A 26,684-nucleotide genomic window follows, 5' to 3' on the forward strand; every position below is an offset into this window, starting at 1 on the left:
TCCCCGCCCCGTCGCTGACGCCCGGCGAGGCGGCCGACGCCCTCACGGATCCGGCGGCGCCCTACCTCGTCGGCGTACGGCATCACGCGCCGTCCCTGGCCGCGGCCGTGCCCGCGCTGCTGGACGGGGCGGCACCGGACGTCCTGCTGATCGAGCTGCCCGCCGAGATGCAGGCGTGGCTGCCCTGGCTCGGCCACGAGGAGACGCGGGCGCCGGTCGCCCTGGCGGCGGCGCCCGCCGACGGGGGCGGGGGGCCGGCGTTCTATCCCTTCGCCGACTTCTCGCCCGAACTGGCCGCCGTGCGCTGGGCGGTACGGCACGGCGTCCCGGTCGTCGCGTGCGACCTGCCGCTGGCCGACCGGGCGTGGAGCGGCGGGCGGGGTCCCGTGGCGGAGTCCGGGCCGCGTGACCTGAGCCGTGCCCTGCGGGCCCGGCTGACCGGCCGCCCCGGCGAGGATCTCTGGGACCGGCTCGTCGAGGCGACGGCTCCCGGCTCCACGCCCGAGGAGCTGCGCCGTGCCGCGCTGCTGACCGGGTGGGCGCTGCGCGAGGAGGCGGCGGCCTCGGGCGGGGTGCCCGAGCTGGATCTGCGCCGCGAACAGTGGATGCGCGACCGGGTGGCCGCCGCCACCGCGCACGGGGAGCGGGCCGCCGTGGTCGTCGGCGCCTTCCACGCCCCGGCACTGGCGTTCCCCGCCGGGCAGGGCGAGGCGTGGGACGGCGCGGACGCCCGGGCCGGCCGGGAGGAGGGAGGCGCGGGGGCCGCAGGGCCCGGGTGGACGACCTCGCTCATCCCGTACACCTACGCGCTCCTGGACGAGCGGTCGGGCTATCCGGCCGGCATCCGGGACCCGGAGTGGCAGCACCTGGTCCTGGGGGCGGCGGGCGACCCCGCCGCGCTGGAGGAGGCGCTCGCCCGGACGGCCGTGCGGGTGTGCGCGCGGCTGCGTGACCTCGGACATCCGTCGGGGCCCGCCGACGCCCGTGAGATCACCCGGTTCGCCGCGGACCTCGCACGGCTGCGGGGGCTGCCGGCGGCCGGGCGGGGCGAGCTGGTCGAGGCGGTGCAGACGGTGCTCGCGCAGGGCGAGCCGTACGGCAGGGGGCGGGCCGTCGCGCGGGCGATGGAACACGTGCTCGTCGGCACGCGCGGCGGCCGTCCCGCCCCGGGCGCACCGCGCAGCGGTCTCGCCCCGGCGGTGGAGGCGGAGCTGTCGGACCTCGGGCTGCCGGGCCCCGCGGCCGACGGGTCCGGCGGTACGAAGGCCCGGGACCTCCGCCTCGATCCGCAGCGCTCCGTCCTCGACCGCCGGCGCGACCTGCTGCTGCGCCGGCTGACCGTGTGCGGGGTGCCGTACGCGGAGCCGCAGGAGGTCGTCGGCGCGGGGGGCGCCGAGGCGCTCACCACCCGGTGGGAGGTGCGCTGGACACCGGCGACCGAGGCCATGCTGTCCGCTGCCGGCGTGCGCGGGGTGACGCCCGCCCAGGCCGCCGAGGGCGTGCTGCGGGAACGATGGCGGGCCGAGCTGGACGAGGGCGGCCCCACGCCCGCGCAGACGCTGGAGGGACTGCGGCAGGCGGCGGAGTGCGGTCTGCCGGAGCTGACGGACGCGCGGCTGGCGGAGGCCGCCGAGGTGCTGCCCGGTGCCGCGTCGCTGTCCGAACTCCTCGGCGGGCTCGGCCTGCTGGACCGGCTGAGGGCGGGGCACTTCGCCGGGCTCGGCGCCGACGAGGACCGTACCGCGCGGGCCGCCGCCGCGGCCGAGCTGCTCACCGCCGCCGCGGTGCGTCAGGTGGACGGCCTGACCGGCTCGGAGGACCCGGCGGACGCGCACGCCCTGCTGGAGCTGGCCCACCGGGCCGACCTCCTCGGCGGCGTCCGGCTGACCGACGCCCTGGCCCGGCTGGCGGAGGCCGGCTCGCCCCTGATGCGCGGTGCCGCCGGCGCCGTCCGGGTGCTCCTCGGGCAGGAGGACGCCCGAGTGCTCGGTGCGCGCGTCGCCGCGTGGGTCGACACGGCGAACGACCCCGCCTCCCGGGTCGCGCTCACCGCACGGCTGACGGGTCTGCTGACGGCCGCCGCGCCGTTGCTGGAGTCGGCCGCCCCGGCGCTCGAGCCGCTCCTGAACCGGGTGTCCGAACTGCCGGACCGGGACTTCCTCGACCGTCTGCCCGCGCTGCGCGGCGGCTTCGACGCCCTCAGCCCGGCGGCCCGCGACCGGCTCCTCGCCACCGTCGAGGAGCGGTTGGCGGTCGGTCGTCTGGCCGACACCGGCACCGTGGACCCCGTCGCCCTCGCCCGGTGGACCGGCGCGGACCTGGCGGCCCGGGCCACTCTGGACGCGCTCGGCCTGCTGCCCCCGCACCCGTCCGGGGAGGCCCGGACCGGCGGGCCCGACCGCGGGGACGGGGAGGCAGAGCCCGGCACCGCCGAGGAGCGCCGGCCCGCCCCCGCCGACCGCTGGCGGCTCGTGCTGGGCCGCCGCACCGACCGGCTGCCTCCGTCGGCGGCGGCGCTGGCCACGGCGTTGGACGAGCTGTACGGCAGCGGGCGCGGCGAGGGCAGCCGGGGCGAGGGGGCAGGTCACGGCGGTGGTGGCGGCCGGGAAGCGCCCTACCCCGGGGTGCGGGAGTGGTCCGAGGATCTGGCGGCGCTGTTCGGTCCGGGCATCCGCGAGGAGGTGCTCGCGGCCGCGGCCGCCGCGGGCCGGTCCGACGTCCTGGCCGAGCTCCACCCGGACAGCGCGCGGCCCTCCGTCGAGCTGCTGCGGACCGTGCTCCGGCACGCGGGCGGCCTGCCCGAGTCCCGGCTGGCCGCGCTGCGGCCGCTCGTCCGGAGCCTGGTCGAGGCGCTGACCCGGCAACTGGCCACCCGGCTGCGTCCCGCGCTGCACGGTACGGTCCTGCCCCGCCCGAGCCGCCGGCCGGGCGGCGGTCTGGACCTGGCCCGTACGCTGCGGGCCAACCTGGCCTCCGCGCACCGCGGTCCGGACGGCACCGTCCGGGTGGTGCCCGAGCACCCCGTCTTCCGCACCCGCGCCCGGCGCACCGCCGACTGGCGGCTGATCCTGGTGACGGACGTGTCGGGGTCGATGGAGGCGTCCACGGTCTGGTCGGCGCTCACGGCGTCCGTGCTGGCGGGGGTGCCTGCCCTGTCGACCCACTTCCTGGCGTTCTCCACGAAGGTCATCGACCTCACGGAGCACGTCGAGGATCCGCTGTCCCTGCTGCTCGAGGTCAGCGTGGGCGGCGGCACCCACATCGCCGCGGGCCTGCGGCACGCCCGCGAGCTCGTCACCGTGCCGTCCCGCACCCTCGTCGTGGTCGTCAGCGACTTCGAGGAGGGCTACCCGGTGGGCGGTCTGCTCGCGGAGGTCCGCGCCCTGGCCGGGGCGGGCTGCCACGTCCTCGGGTGCGCGAGCCTCGACGACGCGGGGCGGCCCCGGTACTCCACCGGTGTCGCGGGCCGGCTCGTCGCGGCGGGGATGCCGGTCGCCGCCCTCAGTCCGCTCGAACTCGCCCGCTGGGTAGGGGAGAAGATCGCATGAACCCGCACCTCCCGCCGGTCGACCCGGCGGTGACCGCCGAGCTCGTCGCGGCGCTGACGCCCCGGCTCCGCAAGCGGCTGGACGCGGCCGTCACCAAGGTGGCGGAACGGCCGGCGGTCCGCGAGGGCGACGTGGTGCGCGTCGCCGTGGACGACGACACCGGCCTGGAGCTGCACGCGTCCGGCGGCGTGGTGAGCGACGCGGAGGCGATCCGCTGCGGTTGCCTGCTGGCGCCCGCCTGCCTCCACCGCGCCGCGGCGGCGTCGGCCGCACCGATCGCCGACGCGACGGCCCACGCGGACCCGGACCCGACTTCAGACCTGGCATCGGTCCGGGACCCGGACCCGGACCCGACGGCGGCGACGGACCCGACTGCGGTCCCGGACCCGACGGCGGTCTCGCGCCCGGCCGCGCACCCGGCCCCGGCCCGTCCACCGGCCGACACCCGGGCCGCCCGACCGGCCCCCCACCCGACGCGGCCATCGGCAACCGGCCCGACGGGCCCCTCGATCATCACCTCGCCCCACCCACCGGCCACCGCCCCGAGGCAGCGCCCGGCCGCCGACCCGACGGTCCCCTCGGGCCCGGCCCCGCGCCGGCCACAGGTCACCGACCCGGCCACCCCGCCCACCACGGCCACCGTCCCATCCTCGTCCCCGGCCCCGCAGCCGTCGGTACCGGCCGCCACCCCAGCAGCCCCACCCGCCCCCGACGCACCCACCCCCGGACAACGCGACGCCGCGGTCGCCCTGTGGGCCGCGGCCGCCGCGGTGCTGGAGGCCGGTACGGACGGCGCCGGCGCCGTGGCGCAGGCGGAGCTGCTGCACGCCGCGCACACCGCGCGGCTCGCGGGGCTTCCCCGGGCGGCGGGCCTCGCGGTCGCCGTCGTCACGGCGGTGCGGGCCGCCCGGAGCGCCGACGTCGCCTACCGCCTCACCGACCTCACCGCCGCACTCCGCGACGTCCTGCTGCTCGCCCAGCGCCTCCCCGACGCCGGCGGGCCGGAGCTCACCGCCCTGCGCGGCAACGCCCGGCAGCCGTACACGCCGAAGGGCTCGCTGCGCCTGTACGGGCTGTTCTCCGAGCCCGTGCTCACGGCCACCGGATACGCGGGCGCCGTCACCTGGACCGCCGACGCCACGGGCAGGCTCCACACCGTCTCCGACGTCGCACCGGGCGGCGCCGGCCGGGCCACGGGCGCCGCCGACCGCGGCGTCCGCATCGGCGACACGACCCTGACCCACCGTGAACTGTCGCGCGCCGGACTCGTCGTGTCCGGCGCCACCGTCTCCCCGACGGGCCGCCTGGGCGCGGGGGCGGGTGTCCGGGCGGTCCGCGCGTCCGGGGCCGCGTGGCACGCCGAGCCCCTCGACCGCATGTGGGCGGTTCCGGTGGCCGAGCAGGTCTCCCGTGCGCTGACGACCGACCAGGACCTGCTGTTCCTCGACGTCACGCTCACCGGCACGGTGCGCGAGGCGGCGGGCGAGTGCCTGGTCGCCGACTGTGCCGGACTGACGGTGCGGCTCGCCGCCGCCCACGACGATCCCGCGCTGCCCCACCGCGACAACCTCCGTCTCCTGGCGACGGCCGGCGGGTGCCGCCTGCGGGTGGTCGCCCGGCTCACGCCGGCCCCGTTCCCCCGAGCGCTGCTCCTGGCCGTCAGTCACCCCACCGACCCCGACGCCCGCGTCGACCTCGGCCTGGACCGGCTGCGCCGCGCGGATCTGCCCGCGCACACGGTGCCGGCCGCCGGGTCCGGGCCCGACGCCGACGAGGCCCCGGTGCATCTGCTGCGCCGCCGGGTCCACCAGGCCGTCTCCGGCGGTCGCCGGGTGCTGGCGTTCCCCGGCGGCCGGGACGCCGACGGTCCGCGGTTGCGCCGGAACGGCTTGGGCACGGCGGCCGACCTGCTCGACGGGCTGCACGCCGCCGCGGCGGACCGCACCCGGGACCCGTTCGGCCGGCTCCTCCCGGCGGACACCGGACGCTTCGCCCTCGCCTGGCTCGCCGCAGCGGTGTACGCGCAGGAGGTCGACCGCGCCCTGTGCGCCGCTGCTTGGGGGGTGGAGCCCGGCGCGGCCTGACCTCGCCCGGCCTGCGCCTGACCTCGCCCGGCCTGCGCCCGACCCTTTGACCTGGGCCTTCGAGATTCGTTCGACAACAGCGGTGCGCACAGTCTTGTCAGGGACATGGACGACTTCTACAGTCCTCAGCACACCGGTAAATGGGAGCGCTCCCATCCGTGGGGAGGTGGGAGCGCTCCCGCACCGGTCCTCCCCCCGCACCCCCACCCCCAGGAGAGACCCCCACATGCGACCGTCACGACACCACATCCGCCCCTTACAGGGATTACTGGGCGCGCTGCTCGCGACGTTCGCCCTGGTGGCGTCGCTCGTCACCACGGCGGCGCCGGCCCAGGCGGACACCGCGATCTGCGAGGCGTTCGGCACGGCGACGATCCAGGGCCGCTATCTCGTCCAGAACAACCGCTGGGGCACCAGCGCCGAGCAGTGCATCACCGTCACCGACTCGGGCTTCCGGATCGACCGGGCCGACGGCTCCGTACCCACCAACGGCGCCCCGAAGTCGTACCCGTCCGTCTTCGACGGCTGTCACTACACCGCCTGCGCGCCGGGCACGCGCCTTCCGGCCCGGCTGAGCGACATCTCCGCGGCGCCCACCAGCGTGTCCTTCGGCTATGTCGACAACGCGATCTACGACGCCGCCTACGACATCTGGCTCGACCCGACGCCCCGGACCGACGGGGTGAACCGGACCGAGATCATGGTCTGGTTCCATCACACCGGCCCCGTCCAGCCGGTGGGCTCCAAGGTGGGCACGGCCACCGTGGCGGGCCGTTCCTGGGAGGTGTGGTCGGGCGACAACGGCTCGAACGACGTGCTGTCCTTCGTCGCCCCGTCGGCGATCGGCGGCTGGAGCTTCGACGTCATGGACTTCGTCCGGCAGGCGGTCTCGCGCGGACTGGCCGCGGACGACTGGTATCTGACGAGCGTCCAGGCGGGCTTCGAGCCCTGGCAGGACGGCACCGGCCTGGCGGTGACCTCCTTCTCGTCGGCCGTCACGACCGACGCCGATCCCGGCGGGCCCGGCGAACCGGGTGACCCCGGCGACCCGGCGGCGTGCGAGGTCGCGTACACCACGAACGTGTGGCCGGGCGGCTTCACCGCGGACGTCACCGTCACCAACACCGCCGCCTCCCCCGTCGACGGCTGGCGGCTCGCCTTCACGCTGCCCTCCGGACAGCGCGTCACGAACGCCTGGAACGCCTCCGTGACCCCGTTCTCGGGCGCCGTCACGGCGACCGGCCTGGACCACAACGCCCGGATCGCGTCCGGCGGCAGCCTGACGTTCGGCTTCCAGGGGACGTACGGCGGCTCGTTCGTCGCGCCGGGCGCCTTCAGCCTCAACGGCACCGCCTGCGCGACCGCGTAGCGCAGGCCCCGATCCTCCGCGTCCCCCCCACTCCCCCGCCCGGCCGGTCGAGTCCCTCCCCCGGCCGGGCGGGGGCTCCACCGCACGAGACACCTCCTGAACGCACGGCACATCACCTGATTGTCATGCACAGATCGTCACCATCATCCACTGAGCGAAACAGGAGACCCCCCATGGTTCGACGCAGCAGATGGCTGTCACTCGCGGCCGTACTGGCCACCCTGTTCGGTGCACTCGGCCTGACCGCCCTCTTCGGACAGGGCCGGGCCGAGGCGCACGGCGTGGCGATGATGCCCGGCTCGCGCACGTACCTGTGCCAGCTGGACGCCCTCACCGGCACCGGCGCCCTGGACCCGACCAACCCGGCGTGTCAGGACGCGCTCGACCGGAGCGGGGCGACGGCGCTGTACAACTGGTTCGCCGTGCTCGACTCCAACGCGGGCGGGCGCGGCGCCGGTTATGTGCCGGACGGCACGCTGTGCAGCGCCGGCGACCGTTCGCCGTACGACTTCTCCGCCTACAACGCCGCCCGCGCGGACTGGCCGCGGACGCATCTGACGTCGGGCGCGACGATGAAGGTGCAGTACAGCAACTGGGCGGCCCACCCGGGTGACTTCCGGGTCTATCTGACGGAGCCGGGGTGGTCGCCCACCTCCCAGCTGGGCTGGGACGACCTCCAGTTGATCCAGACGGTGACGAACCCGCCCCAGCAGGGCTCGCCCGGCACCTCGGGCGGCCACTACTACTGGGACCTGGCGCTGCCCTCGGGCCGCTCGGGTGATGCCCTGATCTTCATCCAGTGGGTGCGGTCGGACAGCCAGGAGAACTTCTTCTCCTGCTCCGACGTCGTCTTCGACGGCGGCAACGGCGAGGTGACCGGCATCCGCGGCTCGGGCAGCACGACGCCTCCCACGACGCCCCCGACCACGCCGCCGCCCACGCACACGGGTGACTGCATGGCCGTCTACTCCGTGCAGAACTCCTGGAACGGCGGCTTCCAGGGATCCGTCGAGGTGATGAACCACGGGACGGAGCCGCTGAACGGCTGGGCCGTGCAGTGGCGCCCCGGGACGGGGACCACGCTGGGCGGGGTGTGGAACGGCTCGTTGTCGAGCGGTGACGACGGCACGGTCACGGTCCGCAACGTGGACCACAACCGTGTCGTCCCGCCGGACGGCAGCGTGTCCTTCGGCTTCACCGCCACCTCCACGGGCAACGACTTCCCGGTGGGGACGATCGGCTGCGTGGAGTAGTACGGCGCGGGCGGGCGTCGCGCGGCCGTGCGCGGCGCCCGCCCGGGCTCCCGGCGCGCCCGTCGACCTCACGTGCCGGTTACGAATCGCTCAACCCCTGGTTGCGGAGCGGTGATCCGGCGACGATGGGGGCATGACTCTGGCCCAGCGCGCCTATGAGCGGCTGCACGCCTGGCCCGACCTCACCCGGGGTCCGGCCAGTTGCGGAACCGGGCGGGCACTGCGCTCCGCCCATGACGAGATCGTCCACTTCCACTCGGACCGGGACGTGGACCTCCACCTGACCCACCGGGCCATCGAGCGTTTCCAGTACGACCTCGGCGGCTCCAGCGCGATACACCTCGTTCCCGGTTCCCGCTGGGTGACCGTGCACCTGGACTGCGACACGGACGTCGACCTGCTGCTGAGCCTGGTGAGCATCGCCCTGAAGGCCCATCAGTCGCGCCCCGCCTCGGACCTGCCCCCGGGGTGCAACTTCCACCGCGTCACGGTGCTGCCCCGCTCGGCGGCAGGCGAGTTCTGAGCCACGCCGACGGCGGCGCCCCGGCCGGAGGGGGCACCGCCGTGCGGACGTTCAGTGGTCCGCGGGCTGTTCCGCGCTGCGCCGGATGCCGGCGGCGGCGACGCCCGCGCCGATCACACAGAGCACTCCGGTCACGGTCACGGCCGCGTGGACGCCGTTCATGAAGGCCTGTCCGCTGCCCTCCACCACGGCAGCCCGCAGCCCGGCCGGCATGTCCCCGGAGACGGGGGCCACGCCCATCGCCACCGCGTCCTCGGCCTCCAGCAGCCCGTGCGCCGTGGCCGACGGGACGCCCGCGCCGGTCAGCTCCCCGGCGAGGGTGGCGCCGACCCTGCCGCTGATCAGGGAGACCAGCACGGACGTACCGAGCGCGCCGCCGATCTGCAGCGTCGTGGCCTGGAGACCACCGGCGACCCCGCCGTCCCGGACGGGGGCGTTGCCGACGATGGCGTCGGAGGAGGCGGCCATCACCATGCCGACGCCGAGGCCGAGGGCGATGAACGGCGGCCACATCGTGGCGTAGGAGGAGTCGGTCTGCCAGGTGAGCATGCCGAAGCAGGACGCGGCCTGGAGCAGCATGCCCAGCGGCATGGTCAGCCGGGCCCCGAAGCGCTGGGTGAGGGCCGCGCCCAGGGGGGAGGCGACCAGCGAGGCGAGGCTGAGCGGGAGGGTCCGCACGCCCGCCTCGACCGGCGTGAACCCGCGTACGTTCTGCAGGTACAGCATGACGAAGAAGATCACGCCGAGCATGACGAAGAAGTTCAGCCCGGTGATGACCGCGCCCGTCGTCAGCGCGCGGCTGCGGAACAGGCGCATCGGCAGCAGCGGGTGCTCGACCCGGGTCTCGTACCGGCCGAACAGGACCAGCAGGACGAGTCCGGCGGCGACGGCGCCGAGCGTGCCGGCGGAGGTCCAGCCCCAGGTCTCGCCCTTGACCACGCCGAAGACCACGGCGAGAAGACCCAGCGCGAGCAGGGCCAGGCCGGTGATGTCGAAGCGTTCCCGGCCGGTGGCGCTGCGGCTCTGCGGGAGGACGAGGAGGCCGAAGGCGATGGCGGCGACGCCGATGGGGGCGTTGATGTAGAAGACGGACTCCCAGTCGACGTGCTCCACGAGCAGGCCGCCCACGATGGGTCCGAGGGCCGTCGCGACGGCGGAGACCATGGCCCAGATGCCGACGGCCATGCCGAACTTCTTCGGCGGGAACACGCTGCGGAGCAGTCCGAGGGTGTTGGGCATCAGCAGCCCGCCGAAGACGCCCTGCAGGGCGCGGAAGGCGACGACGCCCTCGATGGAGCCGGACAGGCCGATGGCGACGGAGGCGAGGGTGAAGCCGGCGACTCCGGCGAGGTAGTAGGTGCGCCGGCCGAAGCGGTCGCCGAGCTTGCCGCCCAGGATGAGGGTGGCGGCGAGCGCGAGCAGGTAGGCGTTGGTGACCCACTGGAGCTGGGCGGTCGACGCGTGCAGGTCGCGGCCGATCTCGGGGTTGGCGATGGCGACGACGGAGCCGTCGAGCTGGACCATGAACAGTCCGAAGGCGACCGCCAGGAGGGTCAGCCAGGGGTTGGACCGCAGCCCGCGGCGGACGGCCGGCGGGGCGGTCCCGGCCGCGGGCGCGGCGGGGTGTTCCACGGACGTGGACGGCATGGGTGAGCCTTCTCTTCCAGGTTCGGGGTGATGCGGAGCAGGGCGGGGCGGTCCACGGGACGACGGTGGGCCGGCCGCGGGCACGGCGGTGGGCCGGCGGCCGGCGGGAACGCCCGGGTCCCGCCCGGTCAGCGGGCGGCGGGGTGGAGGTGCCGGGCGAGTGCTTCGAGGGCGCCCACGGCGGAGCCGAGCGCACCCTGCTCGCCCTCGGTGAGGGAGGTCAGGGCCTGGCGGATGAACGCGGTCTCCAGCTCCCGCACCTCGGCCACCCGCTCGCGGGCCATGGCCGTCAGATGGAGGTGGGCGATCCGCTTGTCGGCGCTGTCCTGCCTGCGCTCGAGGTCGCCCCGCTCGGTGAGCTGGGAGACGAGAGCGCTCACGTTGTTCGGCTTCATCAGCAGCGCCTCGGCGGCCTCACGCACCGTGACGCCCTCGTGCTGCGCGACGTACCGCAGCAGGGCGAGCCGGCCCTCGGGGGGCTTGGGGTGCGGGTACGCCGCGGCGACCTGCCGGTCCAGCGCCCGGAGCAGCACGGGAAGGCACGCCGCGAGGCCACCGGCCACGCGGTCGAGGTCCCGGCGGGGGGTGCTGGAGTCGGTCACCCGGACAAGGTACGTATGAAAGCATAGGTATGTCAAAAGAGCTTTTGACGGGGAGGGACCGCGCTCCGCAACGCTGTCGCAACCTTCCCCGTGCTGACATGCACGGCATGCGCGACACCTATGAGGAGATCCCCCGCGTCGAGCTCACCGCCCCGGCGGCCGCTCTGCTGCGGCGCCTGCGCTCGATGCACGGGCCCCTGATGTTCCACCAGTCGGGCGGATGCTGCGACGGCAGCGCCCCCATGTGCTACCCGGCCGGCGAGTTCCGCACCGGCGCCGCGGACATCCTGCTCGCGGAGCTGGCCGTGGAGGGCGTCGAGGAGCCGGTGGCGTTCTGGATGTCCCGGAGCCAGTTCGCCGTGTGGAGCCACACCAGACTGATCGTCGACGTGGTCGAGGGGCGGGGCAGCGGCTTCTCGCTGGAGGCGCCCGAGGGGGTCCGTTTCCTCATCCGCTCCCGCGTCCTCGACGCCTGATCCCCGAAGCCCGGGCGCCGCCCGGGCCCTCCGTCACGGCCTGAGGCTGCCGACGATGTCCGCCGTGGCCATGAGACCGCTGTGGATGGTCGGGGCGATGCTCGTGCCGGCCAGGTAGAAGCCCAGCAGCAGGCAGACCAGCGCGTGCGAGATCTTCAGGCCTCCATTGCGCAGGAAGAGCACCGCCAGGATCGTCAGCAGCAACACCACAGAGATGGAAATGGCCATCGTCAACCTCCTCCGCCACGTCCACTTCGCGGCGTTCGGCCGTAAGTGTGGCGTAACGGAGGGTTCATCCGGGCGGCTGACCTGTCCGCCGAACGTGTGATGTTCCGGCGGTGCTCTCCGCGCTAGCTGCGGGCGTCGACGAACGCCTCGAGCCCCGCGAGGTCGTCGGTGTTGAGGTGGTCGACGCCCGCGGCGAGCAGCTCGCCCCACACCGCGTCGCGGGCGGCGCCCGGCAGGTCGGGGGTGGCCCAGAAACGCACCCGCTGCCCGCGCCGGTGCGCCGCTTCGACGATGCCCCGGAGCCTGGCGCGCTCGGCCGAGGGGAAGGCGCCGACGCCCTGCCAGGTGAAGTTGAGCGTCCAGTTGTCGCTGATCAACGGCACGAAGGAGGCCGGGGCGGAGGTGCCGAGGTCGGTGAGGCGGCCGTCGTAGAAAGCCGGGCGCGTGCGCTGGGCGGCCATGGGGGCGCGGGCGGCGCGGTCACCGGAGACGACGACGGTCACCGCGCCGGGGTGGACCCGGCCGTGGGCGTAGGTCGTGAACAGGTGCCGGTAGCGGCGCAGATGACGGTCGAGCTCGAGATACGTCGACGCTCCCTCGGTCTTGATGTCGACGAGGAGTTGCAGCGGGCGCCGGTCGCCCCGGTAGACCCGGCCGTGGTGGGCGCGGACGCGGGCGGCGAGCGGGTCGAGGTAGAGGGACTCCAGGGTGCGGGCCGGGTCGAGGTCCTCGGGGTCGTGGGCGACGAGCAGTTGGTCGCCCACGAGGTGGATGTCGGCCTCGACGCTGCCGAAGCGGTGGTCGAGGGCGTCGAGGAGGGGGCGGGTGTGCTCGTAGTCGTTGTGGGCGTGGGCACGCCACAGCGGGCGGGGCCCGTGTCTGCCGTCGCCCGCCAGCGCGGTGCCGGCCGGCAGGGCCACCGCGCCCGCGAGGGCGGCGCCGAGGGTGGTGAGGGCTCTGCGTCGGGTGGTGAGGGCCATGCTCTGCCTCCCTGGAGGTGCCGTACGGGACGCCTGTGAGTATGGGGTCCCGGGGTGCCCGAGGAGCAGAGGTGTGCGGGGAGTTGGCCGGACTGCCGTCGGTCGTTCACTTCATGGGGCGTGCACGGAGACAGCGCACAGGAAATGCCCGCCCCCGAAGGGACGGGCATCGCTCCTGCCGGACGAGCCGTCAGGGGGCGCGCAGGTCGGCCAGTTCGGCCAGCGCCTCCCGGTGGGCGCCCGCCGTGCCGAGGGCGATCGAGTCGGCCTTGGCCCGCTTCAGACAGAGGTGGACCGGGTGCTCCCAGGTCATCCCGATGCCGCCGTGCAGTTGCAGCGCCTCCTCGGCGACGTGGACGGCGACCTGGGCCGCGTAGGCCTGGGCGACGGCGACCGCCACGTCGGTGTCGACGCCGGTCGTCAGCGCGTCGGCCGCGTTGCGGGCGGCGGCGCGCAGGCCCGCGACCTCCAGCCACAGCCGGGCGAGCCGGTGCTTGAGCGCCTGGAAGCCGCCGACCTGGCGGTTGAACTGGCGGCGTTCCTTCAGGTAGCGGACCGTCTCGGTCAGCAGCCCGTCGGCGAGGCCCAGTTGCTCGGAGGCCAGCAGCCCGGCCCCGGTCCGCAGGGCGCGGCGTACGGCGGGTGCGGCGTCGCCGATCCTGCGTCCCGGCGCCCCGTCGAGCGTGACCGTGGCCAGGGGCCGGGTCAGGTCCAGGGACGGGCGCGGGGTGACGGTCGCGGCGTCGGCGTCCACCGCGTACAGGGCGCCGTCGTCCGCCGGGACGAGGAGGACGTCGGCCACGGCGGCGTCGGCGATGCCGGTCAGCTCCCCGTGCAGCGTCCCGTCCTCGGTCCGTACGGTCGCCCAGGCGGCGCCCGGCGCGGTGTGCAGACCGACGGCGAGGACGCCGGTCCGGCGTCCGGAGGCGAGGTCACCGAGGAGGTCCTCGGCGCCGCAGGCCAGCAGGGCCTCCGTGGCGACGACGGCGCTCGTCAGGTAGGGCACGGGCGCGACGGACCGGCCCAGCTCCTCCAGGGCGACGGCGGCCTCCCGGTACGTGGCGCCCTGGCCGCCCAGCGCCTCGGGCACCAGGAGTCCGGCGAGGCCCATGCCCTCGGCCAGCGCCTTCCACAGGGCGCGGTCGTGGGGCGCGTCGGACTCGGTGCGCGCGATGACGTCGGCCGGGTCCGAGTGGTCGGTGAGCAGGTCCCGGACGGCGGCGCGCAGCGCCTCTTCCTCCTCCGAGTACAGCAGATCGGGCTGGGCGCTCATCGGGCCAGGTCCTTCCAGGCGACGTCCTTGTCGGTGCGCGGTTCGGCGGGCAGGCCGAGGACGCGCTCGGCGACGATGTTCAGCAGGACCTCGCTGGTCCCGCCCTCGATGCTGTTGCCCTTGGAGCGCAGATAGCGGTATCCGGCCTCGCGGCCGGTGAAGTCCACCAGCTCGGGGCGGCGCATGGTCCAGTCGTCGTACAGCAGGCCTTCCTCGCCGAGGAGTTCGACCTCGAGGCCGCTGATCTCCTGGTTGAGGCGGGCGAAGTTGAGCTTCATGCCGGCGCCCTCGGGGCCGGGCTGGCCGGCCGCCAGCTGCTGGCGCAGCCGTGCGCCGGTGAGCCGGGCGACCTCGGCCTCGACCCACAGGCCGAGCAGCCGCTGGTGCAGGTCGTGGGTGCGCAGGCCGGGGCGTTCCCGCCAGGTCTCGGCGATCTTGCCGATCATGCCGCCCTCGCGGGGGATCGGGGTACCGCCGATGGCGACGCGCTCGTTGTTCAGCGTGGTCTGGGCGACCCGCCAGCCGTCGCCGATGTCGCCGAGGCGCATGGAGTCGGGGATGCGGACGCCGGTGAGGAAGACCTCGTTGAACTCGGCCTCGCCGGTGATCTGGCGCAGCGGCCGGACCTCCACGCCGGGGTCGGTCATGTCGCAGAGGAAGTAGGTGATGCCCCGGTGCTTGGGCACGTCCGGGTCGGTGCGGGCGATGAGGATGGCCCAGCGGGCGAGGTGCGCGCTGGAGGTCCACACCTTCTGGCCGTCGACCACCCACGTGTCGCCCTCCCGGACGGCACGGGTGCCGAGGGCGGCGAGGTCGGAGCCGGCGCCGGGCTCGCTGAAGAGCTGGCACCAGATCTCCTCGCCGGTCCACAGCGGGCGCAGCAGCCGGCGCTTCTGCTCCTCGGTGCCGTACTGGAGGATGGTCGGCGCGGCCATGCCGAGACCGATGCCGATGCGCCGGGGGTCGTTGTCGGGGGCGCCCGCGGCGGCGAGTTCGGCGTCGACCACGGCCTGGAGGGAGCGGGGCGCGCCGAGTCCGCCGAGCCCTTCGGGGTAGTGCACCCAGGCGAGCCCGGCGTCGAAGCGGGCCCGGAGGAAGTCGAGGCGGTCGGTGCCGGCCGGCGGATGGTCGGCCAGCAACTCCTGTGTGCGTCGGCGCAGTTCGTCGGCGTCGGTCATGCGGCGGCTCCCTTCTCCAGGACGACGGCCACGCGGCCGGTCGTCTTCCCGTCGGCGACCCGCTGCACGGCGTCCGCGGCCCCGTCCAGCGGCACGCGCTCGCTCACCAGCGGCTTGATCGCGCCCCGCGCCGCCAGGTCGGTGAGCTGCTCGTGGCAGTGCTGGACCAGCTTCGGGTTCTTGGTGTTGTACAGGCCCCAGTGGAGGCCGAGGATCGAGTAGTTCTTCACCAGGGCGTGGTTCAGCGCCGGGCTGGGGATGGTGCCGCTCGCGAAGCCGACGACGACGATCCGGCCCTCGAAGGCGACGGTCTTGGCGGACTGGGTGTAGGCGTCGCCGCCCACGGGGTCGTAGATCACGTCGGCGCCCCGGCCGCCGGTGGCCTCCTTCACGGCGGCCACGACGTCCTCGCTCCGCCGGTCGATCACCACGTCGCAGCCCAGCTCGCGGGCGACGGCGGCCTTCTCGGGACCGCCGACGACGCCGATGACGCGCGCCCCGGCGGCCTTCCCCAGCTGTACGGCCGCGCTGCCCACCCCGCCGGCGGCGGCGTGGACGAGCAGGGTCTCGCCGGCCTCCAGCCGGGCCCTGCGGTGCAGGCCGAACCAGCCCGTCTGGTACCCGATGTGCAGCGCGGCGGCCTCGGCGTCGTCGAGGGCGTCCGGCGCGGGCAGCAGGGCGCGGGCGTCGGCGACGGCGTACTCGGCGAAGCCGCCGTGGGGCAGCGCCGGGTTGGCGAGGACGCGGCGCCCGTCCTCGGTCTCGCCGCAGATCTCCACGCCGGGAGTGAAGGGCAGGGGCGGCCTGACCTGGTACTGACCCCGGCACATCAGCGCGTCCGGGAAGTTGATGTTGGCGGCCCGGACCCTCAGCAGGACCTGGCCGTCGCCGGGCGTCGGGGGCGGCACGTCGCCGAGGCGCATCACCTCGTTCGGCTCGCCGTTCTCGTGCACCTGCCATGCCTGCATGCGGGGCCTCCACGCGACTGTCACTGTCGGTCCGGGTCCCCCGCATACTAAGCGGTCGCTTGCCGATCAGGGAACAGGTGGCGGCACGTCGTCCCTCACGGCCGGGCGGGCCGTGCCCCGTCCCTCACGGCCGGGCGGGCCGTGCCCGTACGTGCATCCGCTCGCCCTGCGGGCCGAACAGGCTGAGGAACTCGACCGGTCCCTCCCCCGTCGAGCCGAACCAGTGCGGCACCCGGGTGTCGAACTCGGCGGCCTCGCCCGCGCCGAGCACCACGTCGTGCTCACCGAGCACCAGACGCAGCCGGCCGGAGAGGACGTAGAGCCACTCGTAGCCCTCATGGGTGCGCGGGTCCGGTTCCTCCTTGCGCTGCGGCTCCAGCACCTTGAACGCCTGGAGGCCGCCCGGCTGCCGGGTGAGGGGCCAGTGGGTGCGGCCGTGGCGCACGATGGGCCGGGCGCCGCGCACCCGCGGGTCACCCACGGGTGGAGCGCCGACCAGTTCGTCCAGCGCCACCTGGTGGGCCTGGGCGATCGGCAGCAGCAGCTCGAGGCTCGGCTTGCGCAGCCCCGACTCCAGCCGCGACAGGGTGCTGACCGAGATGCCCGTCGCCTCCGACAGGGCGGCGAGGGTGACCTCGCGCTCCTTGCGGATCTGTCTCAGCCTCGGCCCCACTCCGGCGAGTACGTCGTCTGCAGTCATGCGGTCCATTGTTGCAGAACCGGCAAATACGTTTGTCGATCCGCTGGTCTCCGGGCGACCTTCGGACCAGGAGGTGGTCACCATGACCGAGAAGCAGGACCTGTCCGGGACGTACGACGTGATCGTGGTCGGCGGTGGTGCGGCCGGGCTGTCCGCCGCGCTCGTCCTCGGCCGGGCGCGACGGCGCGCCCTGGTCGTCGACACCGGTGAGCCGCGCAACGCGCCCTCGGACCACATGCAGGGGTATCTGACCCGGGACGGCATGCCGCCCGGCGAGTTCCTGGCGCTCGGACGGGAGGAGGTCGCGCGCTACGGCGTCGGGTTCGTCCGGGACCGCGCGGTGGACGTGACGCGGGGCGAGGACTTCGCCGTGGAGCTGGCGGGCGGGCGGACCGTGCGCGCCCGCCGGCTGATCGTCACCACCGGTCTGAAGGACGAGCTGCCGGACGTCCCCGGGGTCGCCGAGCGCTTCGGGCGGGACGTGCTGCACTGCCCGTTCTGCCACGGCTGGGAGGTCCGTGACGAACGCTTCGGTGTCCTCGCGACCAGTCCGCTCAGCGTCCACCAGGCGCTGATGGTGTCCGGGTGGTCGGCCGACGTGACGCTGTTCCTGCACACGGTCGCCGAGGAGGAGCTGTCCGACGAGGACCTGCGCAGGCTCTCCGCGGCCGGGGTGAAGGTGGTGCCCGGCGAGGTCGCGGGCCTGCGTGTCGAGGACGACCGGCTCACCGGTGTCCGGCTGGCCGGGGGCGCCCCCTCCGGGGAAGGCGCCGTGCACGACCGTTCGGTGCTCTTCGTCGCCCCGCGGGCCGTGCCGCAGACCGGGCTGATGGAACGGCTCGGCGCGGAGCTCCAGGAGACGCCCTTCGGCGCCTACCCCGTGGTCGACCCGACGGGCCGGACCACCGTGCCGGGCGTGTGGACCGCGGGCAACGCGATGGGCTTCGCGGAGCAGGTCGTCCACGCCGCGAGCGGCGGTTACCGCGCCGCCTCGGCGATCGTCGGGGACCTGATCATGTCGGACCTCGACGCCCGCATCGGCGGGTAGGGGGCGGCCCGGACGGGACGCCGCCGGGAGGGCCGCGTTTCCGTGCGGGTGTGGGCCCCGGCCTGCCGGTGCACCATGGCTGCATGCTGCTTGCCCGGCTGGCCCAGGTGTCCCGGGAGGTCGCGGCCACCTCGGCGCGCTCCCGGAAGACCGCCCTGCTCGCGGAGCTGTTCCGGGAGGCGGAGGCGGCGGACGTGCCGATCGTCATCCCGTATCTCGCGGGACGCCTCCCGCAGGGCCGGATCGGCGTCGGCTGGAAGGTGCTCGGCGAGCGGGTCACGCCGGCCGCCGGACCGAGCCTGACCGTGCGCGAGGTGGACGCCCGGCTCACCGAGCTCGGCGCGGTTTCCGGTACCGGTGCGCAGGCGCGGCGGTCGCGGCTGGTCGGCGCCCTGATGGGCGCGGCCACCGAGGACGAGCAGCGCTTCCTGCTGGGGCTGCTCACCGGCGAGGTGCGGCAGGGTGCCCTGGAGGCGGTCGCCGTGGAGGGGCTGGCCCTGGCGACGGACGCGCCCGCGGCGGATGTACGGCGGGCGGTGATGCTCGCGGGGTCGCTCCAGGCCGTGGCCGAGGCGCTGCTCGCCGACGGGCCCGAGGCCCTGGCCCGGTTCCGTCTCACCGTCGGCCGCCCGGTGCTGCCGATGCTGGCGCACAGCGCGTCCTCCGTGGCCGAGGCGGTCGGCAAACTGGGCGGCTGCGCCGTCGAGGAGAAGCTGGACGGCATCCGCGTCCAGGTGCACCGCGACGGCACCGTCGTACGGGTCTACACCCGTACCCTGGACGACATCACCTCACGGCTCCCGGAGATCACCTCGGCCGCCCTCGCGCTGCCCGGGGAGCGGTTCGTCCTGGACGGCGAGGCTATCTCCCTGGACGCGGACGGGCGCCCCCGCTCCTTCCAGGAGACCGCCGGACGCGTCGGCTCCCGCACGGACGTGGCCACGGCCGCGCGGGCCGTCCCCGTCTCCGCCGTGTTCTTCGACGCACTGTCCGTCGACGGCCGCGACCTGCTCGACCTGCCGCTCACCGAACGGCACGCGGAGCTGGCCCGGCTGGTCCCCGAGCCGATACGGGTGCGCCGCACCCTGGTGGCGGGGCCCGAGGACACACCCGCGGCCGACGAGTTCCTCGCCGCCGCACTCGAACGGGGCCACGAGGGCGTCGTCCTCAAAGGGCTGGACGCCGCCTACAGCGCGGGCCGGCGCGGCGCGTCGTGGTTGAAGGTCAAGCCCGTGCACACCCTCGACCTGGTCGTCCTGGCCGCCGAGTGGGGACACGGCCGCAGGACCGGCAAGCTGTCCAACCTCCATCTCGGCGCCCGCACCGCGGACGGCTCGTTCACCATGCTCGGCAAGACCTTCAAGGGCATGACCGACGCGCTGCTGGCCTGGCAGACCGGGCGCCTGCGGGAGCTGGCCCTCGAGGAGCACCGCTGGGGCGTCACCGTGCGCCCGGAGCTGGTCGTCGAGATCGCCTACGACGGCCTCCAGCGCTCCACCCGCTACCCGGCCGGCGTCACCCTCCGCTTCGCCCGCGTCGTGCGCTACCGCGAGGACAAGCGCCCCGAGGACGCGGACACCGTCGAGACGCTGCTCGCCGCCCACCCGGGGGCGGCCCCGTGAGGCGCAGCGCGGGCCTGCTGCTGCACCGCCCCGGCGCCGGGGGCACCGAGGTGCTCCTCGGCCACATGGGCGGCCCGTTCCACGCCCGCCGCGACGCGGGCGCGTGGACGATCCCCAAGGGCGAGTACGACCCGACGGAGCCCGCCTGGGAGGCGGCCCGGCGCGAGTTCGAGGAAGAGCTGGGGCTGCCGCCGCCCGACGGCGAGGCCGTACCGCTCGGCGAGGTCCGCCAGTCCGGCGGGAAGGTCGTCACGGCGTGGGCCGTCGAGGCCGACCTCGATCCGGCGACGATCGCCCCCGGCACCTTCCGCATGGAGTGGCCGCCGAGGTCGGGCCGGACCGAGGAGTTCCCCGAGCTGGACCGGGTGGCGTGGTTCACGGTGGACCGGGCGCGCGAGGTGATCGTGAAGGCCCAGGCCGCGTTTCTCGACCGGCTCACTGAGCACTCGCACTGACGAGACCCTCCGCGTTGCGGCACCCTGCGCCGCGCGCCAAGGTCGAAGCACGAGTCTGCACCCAGGGAGGTCGGCCATGCCCATCGCGACGGTGAACCCGGCGAACGGCGAGACGCTCAGGACGTACGAGGCCATGGGCGAGGAGGAGATCGAGCGCCGGCTCCAGCTCGCGGAGGCCACCTTCCGCACCTACCGGACGACGGGTTTCTACGAGCGGGCCGGGCTGCTGCGCCGCGCCGCCGACCTGCTCGAGGCGGACCGGGACGCGATCGGCAGGGTCATCACCACCGAGATGGGCAAGCCGGTCAAGCAGGCCCGCGCGGAGGCAGCCAAGTGCGCCAGGGCGATGCGCTGGTACGCCGACCACGCGGCGGAGCTGCTCGCCGACGAGGAGCCCGACGAGGAGGACGTGAAGGACTCCGGCGCCTCCCGCGCGCTGGTCCGTTACCGGCCGCTGGGCCCGGTGCTCGCGGTGATGCCGTGGAACTTCCCGCTGTGGCAGGTGATCCGCTTCGCGGCGCCCGCGCTGATGGCGGGCAACGTCGGCCTGCTCAAGCACGCCTCCAACGTGCCGCAGACCGCCCTGTACCTGGAGGACCTGTTCCACCGCGCGGGCTACCCCGAGGGCTGCTTCCAGACCCTGCTGATCGGCTCGGCCGCCGTGGACGACATCCTGCGCGACGAGCGGGTGCGGGCCGCGACCCTCACCGGCAGCGAGCCCGCCGGCCGCGCGGTCGCCTCCACAGCCGGGGAGATGATCAAGAAGACGGTGCTGGAGCTGGGCGGCAGCGACCCGTTCGTGGTCATGCCGTCCGCCGACGTCGACCGGGCCGCCGAGGTCGCGGTGACGGCGCGCACGCAGAACGCCGGCCAGTCCTGCATCGCCGCCAAGCGGTTCATCGTGCACACGGACGTGTACGACGCCTTCGCCGAACGCTTCACACAGGGCATGCGGGCGCTGAGGGTGGGCGATCCGATGGACGAGGAGACCGAGGTCGGGCCGCTCTCCAGCGAACAGGGCGTGAACGACCTCGTCGAGCTGGTCGACGACGCGGTGCGCGGCGGCGCGAGCGTGCTGTGCGGCGGCGAACGCCCGGACGGGCCCGGCTGGTACTACCCGCCGACCGTGCTGGCCGACGTCACCCGCGAGATGCGCATCCACCGCGAGGAGGCCTTCGGCCCGGTGGCCACGCTGTACCGGGCGGCCGATCTGGACGAGGCGGTGCTGATCGCCAACGACACCGACTTCGGGCTGAGTTCCAACGTGTGGACGCGCGACGACGCCGACGTGGACCGGTTCGTCCGGGATCTGGAGGCGGGCGGGGTCTACGTCAACGGGATGACGGCGTCCCACCCGGCCTTCCCGTTCGGCGGGGTCAAGCGGTCGGGCTACGGGCGTGAGCTGTCCGGGCACGGAATCCGCGAGTTCTGCAACATCACCACCGTATGGCACGGGGCGTGAGGGTTGCGGGGCTACGATCCCTTTTTGTGACCCGCGAAGTGACCCTGCCTCTGATCGTCGACGACCGCGGCACCCTGCAGGTGTCCGCGGCCGACGTGAGCAAGCTGCTGCGTACGGTGGGCGGGCGGTGGCTGAGGCTGGTGGAGGCCGGCGAGGAGGGTCTGGACGAGGACACGGTGGCGGCCCTCACCATCGAACTGGCCAAACTGGCCGACCGCATCGACGTGGCCTGCATCGCCCACAGCAGCGGCCGGTCCTCCTGACGGCCCGCACCCGCTAGCGGATCGGCATCCCCGCCAGCGTCCGCGCGATCACCAGCCGCTGGATCTCGCTGGTGCCCTCGAAGATCGTGTAGATCGCCGAGTCGCGGTGCATCCGCTCCACCGGGTACTCCCGGGTGTAGCCGTTGCCGCCCAGGATCTGCACCGCCTGGGCCGTGACCTTCTTCGCGGTCTCGCTCGCGAACAGCTTGGACATCGAGCCCTCGGCCGCGGTGAACGGCTTGCCGTTGATCGCCATCCACGAGGCCCGCCACACCAGCAGCCGCGCCGCGTCGATCGACGTCCGCATGTCGGCGAGCTGGAAGGCGACGCCCTGGTTATCGATGATCGGCCGCCCGAACTGCTCACGCGTCCGGGCGTACTCCAGCGCCACCTCGTACGCGGCACGCGCGGTGCCCACGGCCATGGCGCCGACCGCCGGACGCGACGCCTCGAAGGTGGCCATCGCCGCGTTCTTCACGCGCTCGCCGCCGCCCTTCTTGGCCTTCTCCCGGGCGCGGGCCAGACGCGCGTCCAGCTTCTCCTTGCCGCCGAGCAGGCAGGAACCGGGGACGCGCACCTGGTCGAGGACGACCTCGGCGGTGTGCGAGGCGCGGATGCCGTGCTTCTTGAACTTCTGCCCCTGGGACAGCCCGGGGGTGTTGGGCGGCACGATGAAGGAGGCGTGGCCCTTGGAGCCCAGCTCCGGGTCCACGACCGCCACGACCACGTGGACGTTGGCGATGCCGCCGTTGGTCGCCCAGGTCTTGGTGCCGTTGAGCACCCACTCGTCCTTGGCCTCGTCGTACACAGCACGCGTGCGCATGGAGGCGACGTCGGAGCCGGCGTCGGGCTCGGAGGAGCAGAAGGCGGCGACCTTCACGTCGTTGGCGTCGCCGTACATCTGGGGGATCCAGGTGCCGATCTGCTCCTCGGTGCCGTTGGCGAGGACACCGACGGCGGCGAGCCCGGTGCCGACGATCGACAGCGCGATGCCCGCGTCGCCCCAGAACAGCTCCTCCATCGCCATGGGGATGCCGAGGCCGGTGGAGTCGAAGTACTGCTGGGCGTAGAAGTCGAGGGAGTAGATACCGACCTTGGCGGCCTCCTGGATGACCGGCCAGGGAGTCTCCTCACGCTCGTCCCATTCGGCGGCCGCGGGACGGATGACGTCGGCGGCGAAGCCGTGCAGCCAGTCCCGGACCTCCTTCTGTTCGTCGTTGAGCTCCATGGTGAACTCGGCCATGTCCCCTCCAGTGACGCACGTGCATGTTACTTGCGGTAACAGGAGTCTGTTACCGACGGGTAGGAAAAGTCAACTCCCCGGAACCCCTCGCCCTCCCGTTCGATGTGCGATGCCCGCCGGGTGTTAGTTTGCGCAGGCGTCACCGAAACAGCACGGGTGGGGAGAGCACATGGACACCACGCAGCGGACCGATCAGCAGCGGACCGCCGACCGCCGACGGCGCGAGCTGCTGGAGGCCGCCGACCGGGTGGTGCTGCGCGACGGTCCCCAGGCCTCGATGAACGCCATCGCCGCCGAGGCGGGCATCACCAAGCCGATCCTCTACCGGCACTTCGGCGACAAGGGCGGCCTGTACGCCGCCCTGGCCCAGCGGCACACGGACGCCCTCCTCGACTCGCTGCGGGCCGCCCTGGACGCCCCGGCGGAGCGGCGCAGGCGCGTCGAGGCCACGCTGGACACCTATCTCGCGGCGATCGAGGCACGCCCGCAGGTGTACCGCTTCCTGATGCATCCGGCGGAGGGCGGCACCACCGCGGGTGACCAGACCGACCAGGGCTTCGACGTGGGCAAGCACTCGGCACCGCTGCTGCGCCGCATGGGCGAGGAACTGGGCAAGGTGATCGAGGACCGCCTCGACATGGGCCCCGGCAGCGAACGGCTGGCCCGCGTCTGGGGACACGGCATCGTCGGCATGATGCACGCCGCCGGCGACTGGTGGCTGGGCGAACGGCCCTGCTCCCGGGCGGAGTTGGTGACGAGCCTGACGGAGCTGCTGTGGGGGCGGCTGGCCGCGGCCGAGGACAAGGTGGGCGGCCCGGGGTTCTGACGCCCAGGTGCCGGTGCTCTGACGCCCAGGTGCCGGGTGCTGAAGCCCACGTGCCTGCCCGCCGGTGCTCTCAGCGGCTCCAGGACGCCCGCGCCACCTGCCGCATCAGCTTCCGGTGACGCCGGCCCGACAGCCGGTCGGCGTAGACCCGGCCCTCCAGATGGTCGCACTCGTGCTGGAGACACCGGGCGAAGAAGCCCGTCCCGTGCACGGTGACCGGCTCCCCGGTCACCGTGAAGCCCTCGACGACCGCGTGGTCGTGGCGCTCGGTGCCCGCCTCCAGTCCGGGCAGCGACAGACAGCCCTCCGGGCCGCGCACCACCACCCCGTCCGTCTCCACGAGCCGCGGGTTCACCACGTGGCCGAGGTGACGCACGTCCTCGTCGTCCGGGCAGTCGTACACGAAGACGCGCACCGGCTCGCCGATCTGGTTCGCGGCCAGGCCGACGCCGTGGGCGGCGTACATGGTCGCGAACAAGTCCTCCACGAGTGCCGCGAGTTCCGGACCGAAGTCCGTCACCTCCTCGCACGGCGTGTGCAGGACGGGGTCGCCGAGGAGGCGGAGGGGCCGTACGCGTCCGTGGACGCCCGGGATGGAGCCGTGTCGCATGACGGTCAGAGTAAGGTCCCTGTGTTCCCCGGCGGCGCGCGCCCACCGTCGGGGCCGTGTGGCCGGTGCCGCGATTCGGGAGTGCGAACGGATCTCGATAGGCTGAGGTCCACACCACGTGGCCGTCAGGCTTCCCAGGCTTCAGCCGCGGCGCGTACGGCAAGGAGGATCGAGAACTGATGGCAGGCAACTCGGACCCGCTCACGCCGCGGGCCAAGATCGCCGTGACCGCGGGCAAGGCGGTCGCGGCGGCGTCGCGCGCCGCGGGGCGCGGCAGCGGTTCGGTGATCGGCGGCCGGGTCGCGCTGAAACTCGACCCCGACCTCCTCCACCGGCTCGCCCAGCACCTGGACGTGACCCTCGTCTCGGCGACGAACGGCAAGACCACCACCACCCGGCTCATCGCCGAGGCGCTCAAGGCGGCCGGCCCGGTCGTGTCGAACGCGCTCGGCGCCAACATGCCGGCCGGCATCACCTCGGCCCTCGCGGGCGGCGCCGAGGCCCGCTACGGGGTCATCGAGGTCGACGAGAAGTACCTCGTCGGCGTCGCCCAGGCCACCGACCCGAAGTGCATCGCGCTGCTCAACCTCTCCCGCGACCAGCTCGACCGCGCCGCCGAGACCCGGATGCTCGCCGAGAACTGGCGCGAGGGCCTGGCCGGTTCGAAGGCCGTGATCGTCGCCAACGCCGACGACCCGCTGGTGGTGTGGGCCGCCTCCTCCTCCCCCAACGTGATCTGGGTCGCCGCCGGGCAGATGTGGAAGGACGACGCCTGGTCCTGCCCGTCCTGCGGCGGTGTGATGCAGCGTCCCGGCGACGACTGGTTCTGCGGCGAGTGCGGCTTCCGCCGTCCCACACCGAGCTGGGCGCTCTCGAACGACCACGTCCTCGACCCGCACGGCTCCGCCTGGCCGATCCACCTCCAGCTGCCCGGCCGCGCCAACAAGGCCAACGCCGCCTCCTCGGCCGCCGTCTGCGCCGTCTTCGGGGTGCCGCCGCAGGTCGCCCTGGAGCGGATGTACCAGGTGCAGGCCGTCGCCGGGCGCTACGACGTCGTCCAGTTCCAGGGCCGCGACCTGCGTCTGCTGCTCGCCAAGAACCCCGCGGGCTGGCTGGAGACCTTCTCCCTGATCGACCCGCCGCCGACCCCGGTGATCCTCTCGGTGAACGCGCGCGGCGCCGACGGCACCGACACCTCCTGGCTGTGGGACGTGGACTACACCCGGCTGACCGGCCACCCGATCTGCGTGATCGGCGACCGCAAGCTGGACCTCGCGGTGCGCCTGGAGGTCGCGAACCAGCAGTTCCAGGTGTGCGAGAACCTCGACCAGGCGGTGCAGCTGTGCCCGCCCGGCCGGATCGAGGTCATCGCGAACTACACCGCCTTCCAGGACCTGCGCCGCCGCGTCGGCAACTGACCGCGAGACTTCAGGGGACTTTCGTGAGCGACAACCAACTGCGGATCGTCTGGATCTACCCGGACCTGCTCAGCACCTACGGCGACCAGGGCAACGCCCTCGTCGTGGAGCGCCGGGCCCGGCAGCGCGGCCTCGACGTGGCCCGGCTCGACGTGCGCAGCGACCAGCCCATCCCGACCTCCGGCGACATCTACCTGATCGGCGGCGGCGAGGACCGGCCGCAGCGGCTGGCGGCCGAGCGGCTGCGCCGGGACGGGGGTCTGCACCGGGCCGTGGAGAACGGCGCGATCGTCTTCTCCGTCTGCGCCGGCTACCAGATCCTCGGCCACGAGTTCATCAACGACCTCGGCCAGCGCGAGCCGGGCCTCGGCCTGCTCGACGTGGTCTCCACGCGCGGCGAGGGCGCGCGGTGCGTGGGCGACGTCCTCGGCGACATCGACCCGCGCCTCGGCCTGCCCCCGCTGACCGGCTTCGAGAACCACCAGGGCGTCACCCACCTGGGCCCCACCGCCCGCCCGTTCGCCCAGGTCCGCTTCGGCAACGGCAACGGCACCGGGGACGGCACGGAGGGCGCGTACAACGACACGGTCTTCGGCACGTACATGCACGGGCCCGTCCTCGCCCGCAACCCGCAGATCGCGGACCTGCTGCTCAAGCTGGCCCTCGACGTGAACGCGCTGCCGCCGACCGACGACCGGTGGTACGAGGCACTGCGCAACGAGCGCATCGCGGCGGCGCAGCAGCCCGCCTGACACGCCCCGCGCAGCCCGTCTGATGATGCATCCGCACAGGTGAGCGGGTGCGTCCAGTAGGCGGACGCACGGTTCGGCCCCGCCCCCCGGTACCGCTAGGGTGGCGGGGAATCGAACCGGACAGCGCGGTCCGGACCCGTGCCACGTTGAGAAGGT

General features: G+C 74.2%; 24 protein-coding genes. 14 read left to right on the top strand and 10 right to left on the bottom strand.

Annotated features, from left to right (window positions below; all coding sequences use genetic code 11):
* Positions 1 to 14: 14 nt before the first annotated feature.
* The 5 genes from AB0E77_RS15340 to AB0E77_RS15360 all read left to right on the top strand — a co-directional run bounded on the left by AB0E77_RS15340 (position 15) and on the right by AB0E77_RS15360 (position 8,777).
* On the top strand, positions 15 to 3,548 hold the full coding sequence (locus AB0E77_RS15340; RefSeq protein WP_361570348.1) for a DUF5682 family protein: 3,534 nt from the start codon (positions 15 to 17) through the stop codon (positions 3,546 to 3,548).
* Positions 3,545 to 5,632 carry a hypothetical protein gene (locus AB0E77_RS15345; RefSeq protein WP_361570025.1) on the top strand — a complete coding sequence of 696 codons (2,088 nt, stop codon included), beginning with the start codon at positions 3,545 to 3,547 and terminating at the stop codon, positions 5,630 to 5,632. The genes AB0E77_RS15340 and AB0E77_RS15345 overlap by 4 nt, the downstream gene beginning before the upstream one ends.
* A 226-nt stretch (positions 5,633 to 5,858) precedes the next feature.
* Complete coding sequence (locus AB0E77_RS15350; RefSeq protein ID WP_361570027.1) at positions 5,859 to 7,001, top strand: cellulose binding domain-containing protein; 1,143 nt, start codon at positions 5,859 to 5,861, stop codon at positions 6,999 to 7,001.
* A gap of 173 nt (positions 7,002 to 7,174) precedes the next feature.
* Positions 7,175 to 8,254, top strand: a complete 1,080-nt coding sequence (locus tag AB0E77_RS15355; protein ID WP_361570029.1) for a lytic polysaccharide monooxygenase — start codon at positions 7,175 to 7,177, stop codon at positions 8,252 to 8,254.
* Positions 8,255 to 8,387: 133 nt separating this feature from the next.
* Positions 8,388 to 8,777, top strand: coding sequence for a luciferase family protein (locus tag AB0E77_RS15360; protein WP_361570031.1), 390 nt, complete (start codon positions 8,388 to 8,390; stop codon positions 8,775 to 8,777).
* A 51-nt stretch (positions 8,778 to 8,828) separates the two neighbouring features.
* Here the strand turns inward: AB0E77_RS15360 and AB0E77_RS15365 are convergent, their stop codons facing one another.
* A complete protein-coding gene (locus AB0E77_RS15365) occupies positions 8,829 to 10,424 on the bottom strand; it encodes an MFS transporter (protein ID WP_361570032.1) in 1,596 nt (531 codons plus the stop codon).
* A 128-nt stretch (positions 10,425 to 10,552) separates the two neighbouring features.
* A complete protein-coding gene (locus tag AB0E77_RS15370; RefSeq protein ID WP_361570033.1) occupies positions 10,553 to 11,026 on the bottom strand; it encodes a MarR family transcriptional regulator in 474 nt (157 codons plus the stop codon).
* A gap of 107 nt (positions 11,027 to 11,133) precedes the next feature.
* Between AB0E77_RS15370 and AB0E77_RS15375 the strand changes: the two genes are divergently transcribed.
* A complete protein-coding gene (locus tag AB0E77_RS15375) occupies positions 11,134 to 11,502 on the top strand; it encodes a DUF779 domain-containing protein (protein ID WP_361570035.1) in 369 nt (122 codons plus the stop codon).
* A gap of 33 nt (positions 11,503 to 11,535) precedes the next feature.
* On the opposite strand, the gene AB0E77_RS15380 is transcribed toward AB0E77_RS15375, so the two are convergent.
* The 6 genes from AB0E77_RS15380 to AB0E77_RS15405 all read right to left on the bottom strand — a co-directional run bounded on the left by AB0E77_RS15380 (position 11,536) and on the right by AB0E77_RS15405 (position 16,829).
* Positions 11,536 to 11,730: a hypothetical protein gene (locus AB0E77_RS15380; RefSeq protein ID WP_161165495.1), complete on the bottom strand. Its 195-nt coding sequence runs from the start codon at positions 11,728 to 11,730 to the stop codon at positions 11,536 to 11,538.
* Positions 11,731 to 11,852: 122 nt separating this feature from the next.
* On the bottom strand, positions 11,853 to 12,710 hold the full coding sequence (locus tag AB0E77_RS15385) for a phosphatidylinositol-specific phospholipase C/glycerophosphodiester phosphodiesterase family protein (protein WP_361570037.1): 858 nt from the start codon (positions 12,708 to 12,710) through the stop codon (positions 11,853 to 11,855).
* A 190-nt stretch (positions 12,711 to 12,900) separates the two neighbouring features.
* Complete coding sequence (locus AB0E77_RS15390; protein WP_361570038.1) at positions 12,901 to 13,983, bottom strand: acyl-CoA dehydrogenase family protein; 1,083 nt, start codon at positions 13,981 to 13,983, stop codon at positions 12,901 to 12,903.
* A complete protein-coding gene (locus AB0E77_RS15395; RefSeq protein ID WP_361570040.1) occupies positions 13,980 to 15,161 on the bottom strand; it encodes an acyl-CoA dehydrogenase family protein in 1,182 nt (393 codons plus the stop codon). The genes AB0E77_RS15390 and AB0E77_RS15395 overlap by 4 nt, the downstream gene beginning before the upstream one ends.
* Complete coding sequence (locus tag AB0E77_RS15400) at positions 15,158 to 16,129, bottom strand: NADPH:quinone oxidoreductase family protein (protein WP_361570042.1); 972 nt, start codon at positions 16,127 to 16,129, stop codon at positions 15,158 to 15,160. Before AB0E77_RS15400 ends, AB0E77_RS15395 begins: the two co-directional genes overlap by 4 nt.
* A gap of 124 nt (positions 16,130 to 16,253) precedes the next feature.
* Entirely contained in the window at positions 16,254 to 16,829 is a 576-nt protein-coding gene (locus tag AB0E77_RS15405; RefSeq protein WP_361570043.1) for an XRE family transcriptional regulator, read from the bottom strand.
* An 82-nt stretch (positions 16,830 to 16,911) separates the two neighbouring features.
* On the opposite strand from AB0E77_RS15405, the gene AB0E77_RS15410 reads away from it, so the two are divergent.
* The 5 genes from AB0E77_RS15410 to AB0E77_RS15430 all read left to right on the top strand — a co-directional run bounded on the left by AB0E77_RS15410 (position 16,912) and on the right by AB0E77_RS15430 (position 21,679).
* On the top strand, positions 16,912 to 17,877 hold the full coding sequence (locus AB0E77_RS15410) for an NAD(P)/FAD-dependent oxidoreductase (protein ID WP_361570045.1): 966 nt from the start codon (positions 16,912 to 16,914) through the stop codon (positions 17,875 to 17,877).
* An 83-nt stretch (positions 17,878 to 17,960) separates the two neighbouring features.
* Positions 17,961 to 19,499, top strand: coding sequence for an ATP-dependent DNA ligase (locus AB0E77_RS15415; RefSeq protein ID WP_361570047.1), 1,539 nt, complete (start codon positions 17,961 to 17,963; stop codon positions 19,497 to 19,499).
* Positions 19,496 to 19,954 (top strand): NUDIX domain-containing protein, encoded by a 459-nt coding sequence (locus AB0E77_RS15420; RefSeq protein WP_361570049.1) that lies wholly within the window; start codon positions 19,496 to 19,498, stop codon positions 19,952 to 19,954. The genes AB0E77_RS15415 and AB0E77_RS15420 overlap by 4 nt, the downstream gene beginning before the upstream one ends.
* Before the next feature lie 76 nt (positions 19,955 to 20,030).
* Positions 20,031 to 21,416 carry an NADP-dependent succinic semialdehyde dehydrogenase gene (locus AB0E77_RS15425; protein WP_361570051.1) on the top strand — a complete coding sequence of 462 codons (1,386 nt, stop codon included), beginning with the start codon at positions 20,031 to 20,033 and terminating at the stop codon, positions 21,414 to 21,416.
* A gap of 26 nt (positions 21,417 to 21,442) precedes the next feature.
* Complete coding sequence (locus AB0E77_RS15430) at positions 21,443 to 21,679, top strand: DUF6213 family protein (RefSeq protein ID WP_225635023.1); 237 nt, start codon at positions 21,443 to 21,445, stop codon at positions 21,677 to 21,679.
* A 13-nt stretch (positions 21,680 to 21,692) separates the two neighbouring features.
* On the opposite strand, the gene AB0E77_RS15435 is transcribed toward AB0E77_RS15430, so the two are convergent.
* Entirely contained in the window at positions 21,693 to 22,922 is a 1,230-nt protein-coding gene (locus AB0E77_RS15435) for an acyl-CoA dehydrogenase family protein (protein WP_361570053.1), read from the bottom strand.
* A gap of 169 nt (positions 22,923 to 23,091) precedes the next feature.
* Here AB0E77_RS15435 and AB0E77_RS15440 point away from each other — a divergent pair, with 169 nt between their 5' ends.
* Positions 23,092 to 23,748 carry a TetR family transcriptional regulator gene (locus AB0E77_RS15440; RefSeq protein ID WP_361570054.1) on the top strand — a complete coding sequence of 219 codons (657 nt, stop codon included), beginning with the start codon at positions 23,092 to 23,094 and terminating at the stop codon, positions 23,746 to 23,748.
* Positions 23,749 to 23,818: 70 nt separating this feature from the next.
* Here AB0E77_RS15440 and def read toward each other — a convergent pair whose 3' ends face one another.
* Positions 23,819 to 24,358 (bottom strand): peptide deformylase, encoded by a 540-nt coding sequence (gene def / locus AB0E77_RS15445; RefSeq protein ID WP_361570056.1) that lies wholly within the window; start codon positions 24,356 to 24,358, stop codon positions 23,819 to 23,821.
* 179 nt (positions 24,359 to 24,537) lie between these two features.
* On the opposite strand from def, the gene AB0E77_RS15450 reads away from it, so the two are divergent.
* Positions 24,538 to 25,776 (top strand): MurT ligase domain-containing protein, encoded by a 1,239-nt coding sequence (locus tag AB0E77_RS15450; RefSeq protein ID WP_361570058.1) that lies wholly within the window; start codon positions 24,538 to 24,540, stop codon positions 25,774 to 25,776.
* Between the two features lie 23 nt (positions 25,777 to 25,799).
* The gene (locus AB0E77_RS15455; RefSeq protein ID WP_361570060.1) at positions 25,800 to 26,528 is read left to right on the top strand and encodes a glutamine amidotransferase; all 729 of its coding nucleotides are present in this window, start codon (positions 25,800 to 25,802) and stop codon (positions 26,526 to 26,528) included.
* Positions 26,529 to 26,684: the final 156 nt, after the last annotated feature.

It is taken from the genome of Streptomyces sp. NPDC032940 (assembly GCF_040636935.1).
Lineage (GTDB): Bacteria > Actinomycetota > Actinomycetes > Streptomycetales > Streptomycetaceae > Streptomyces.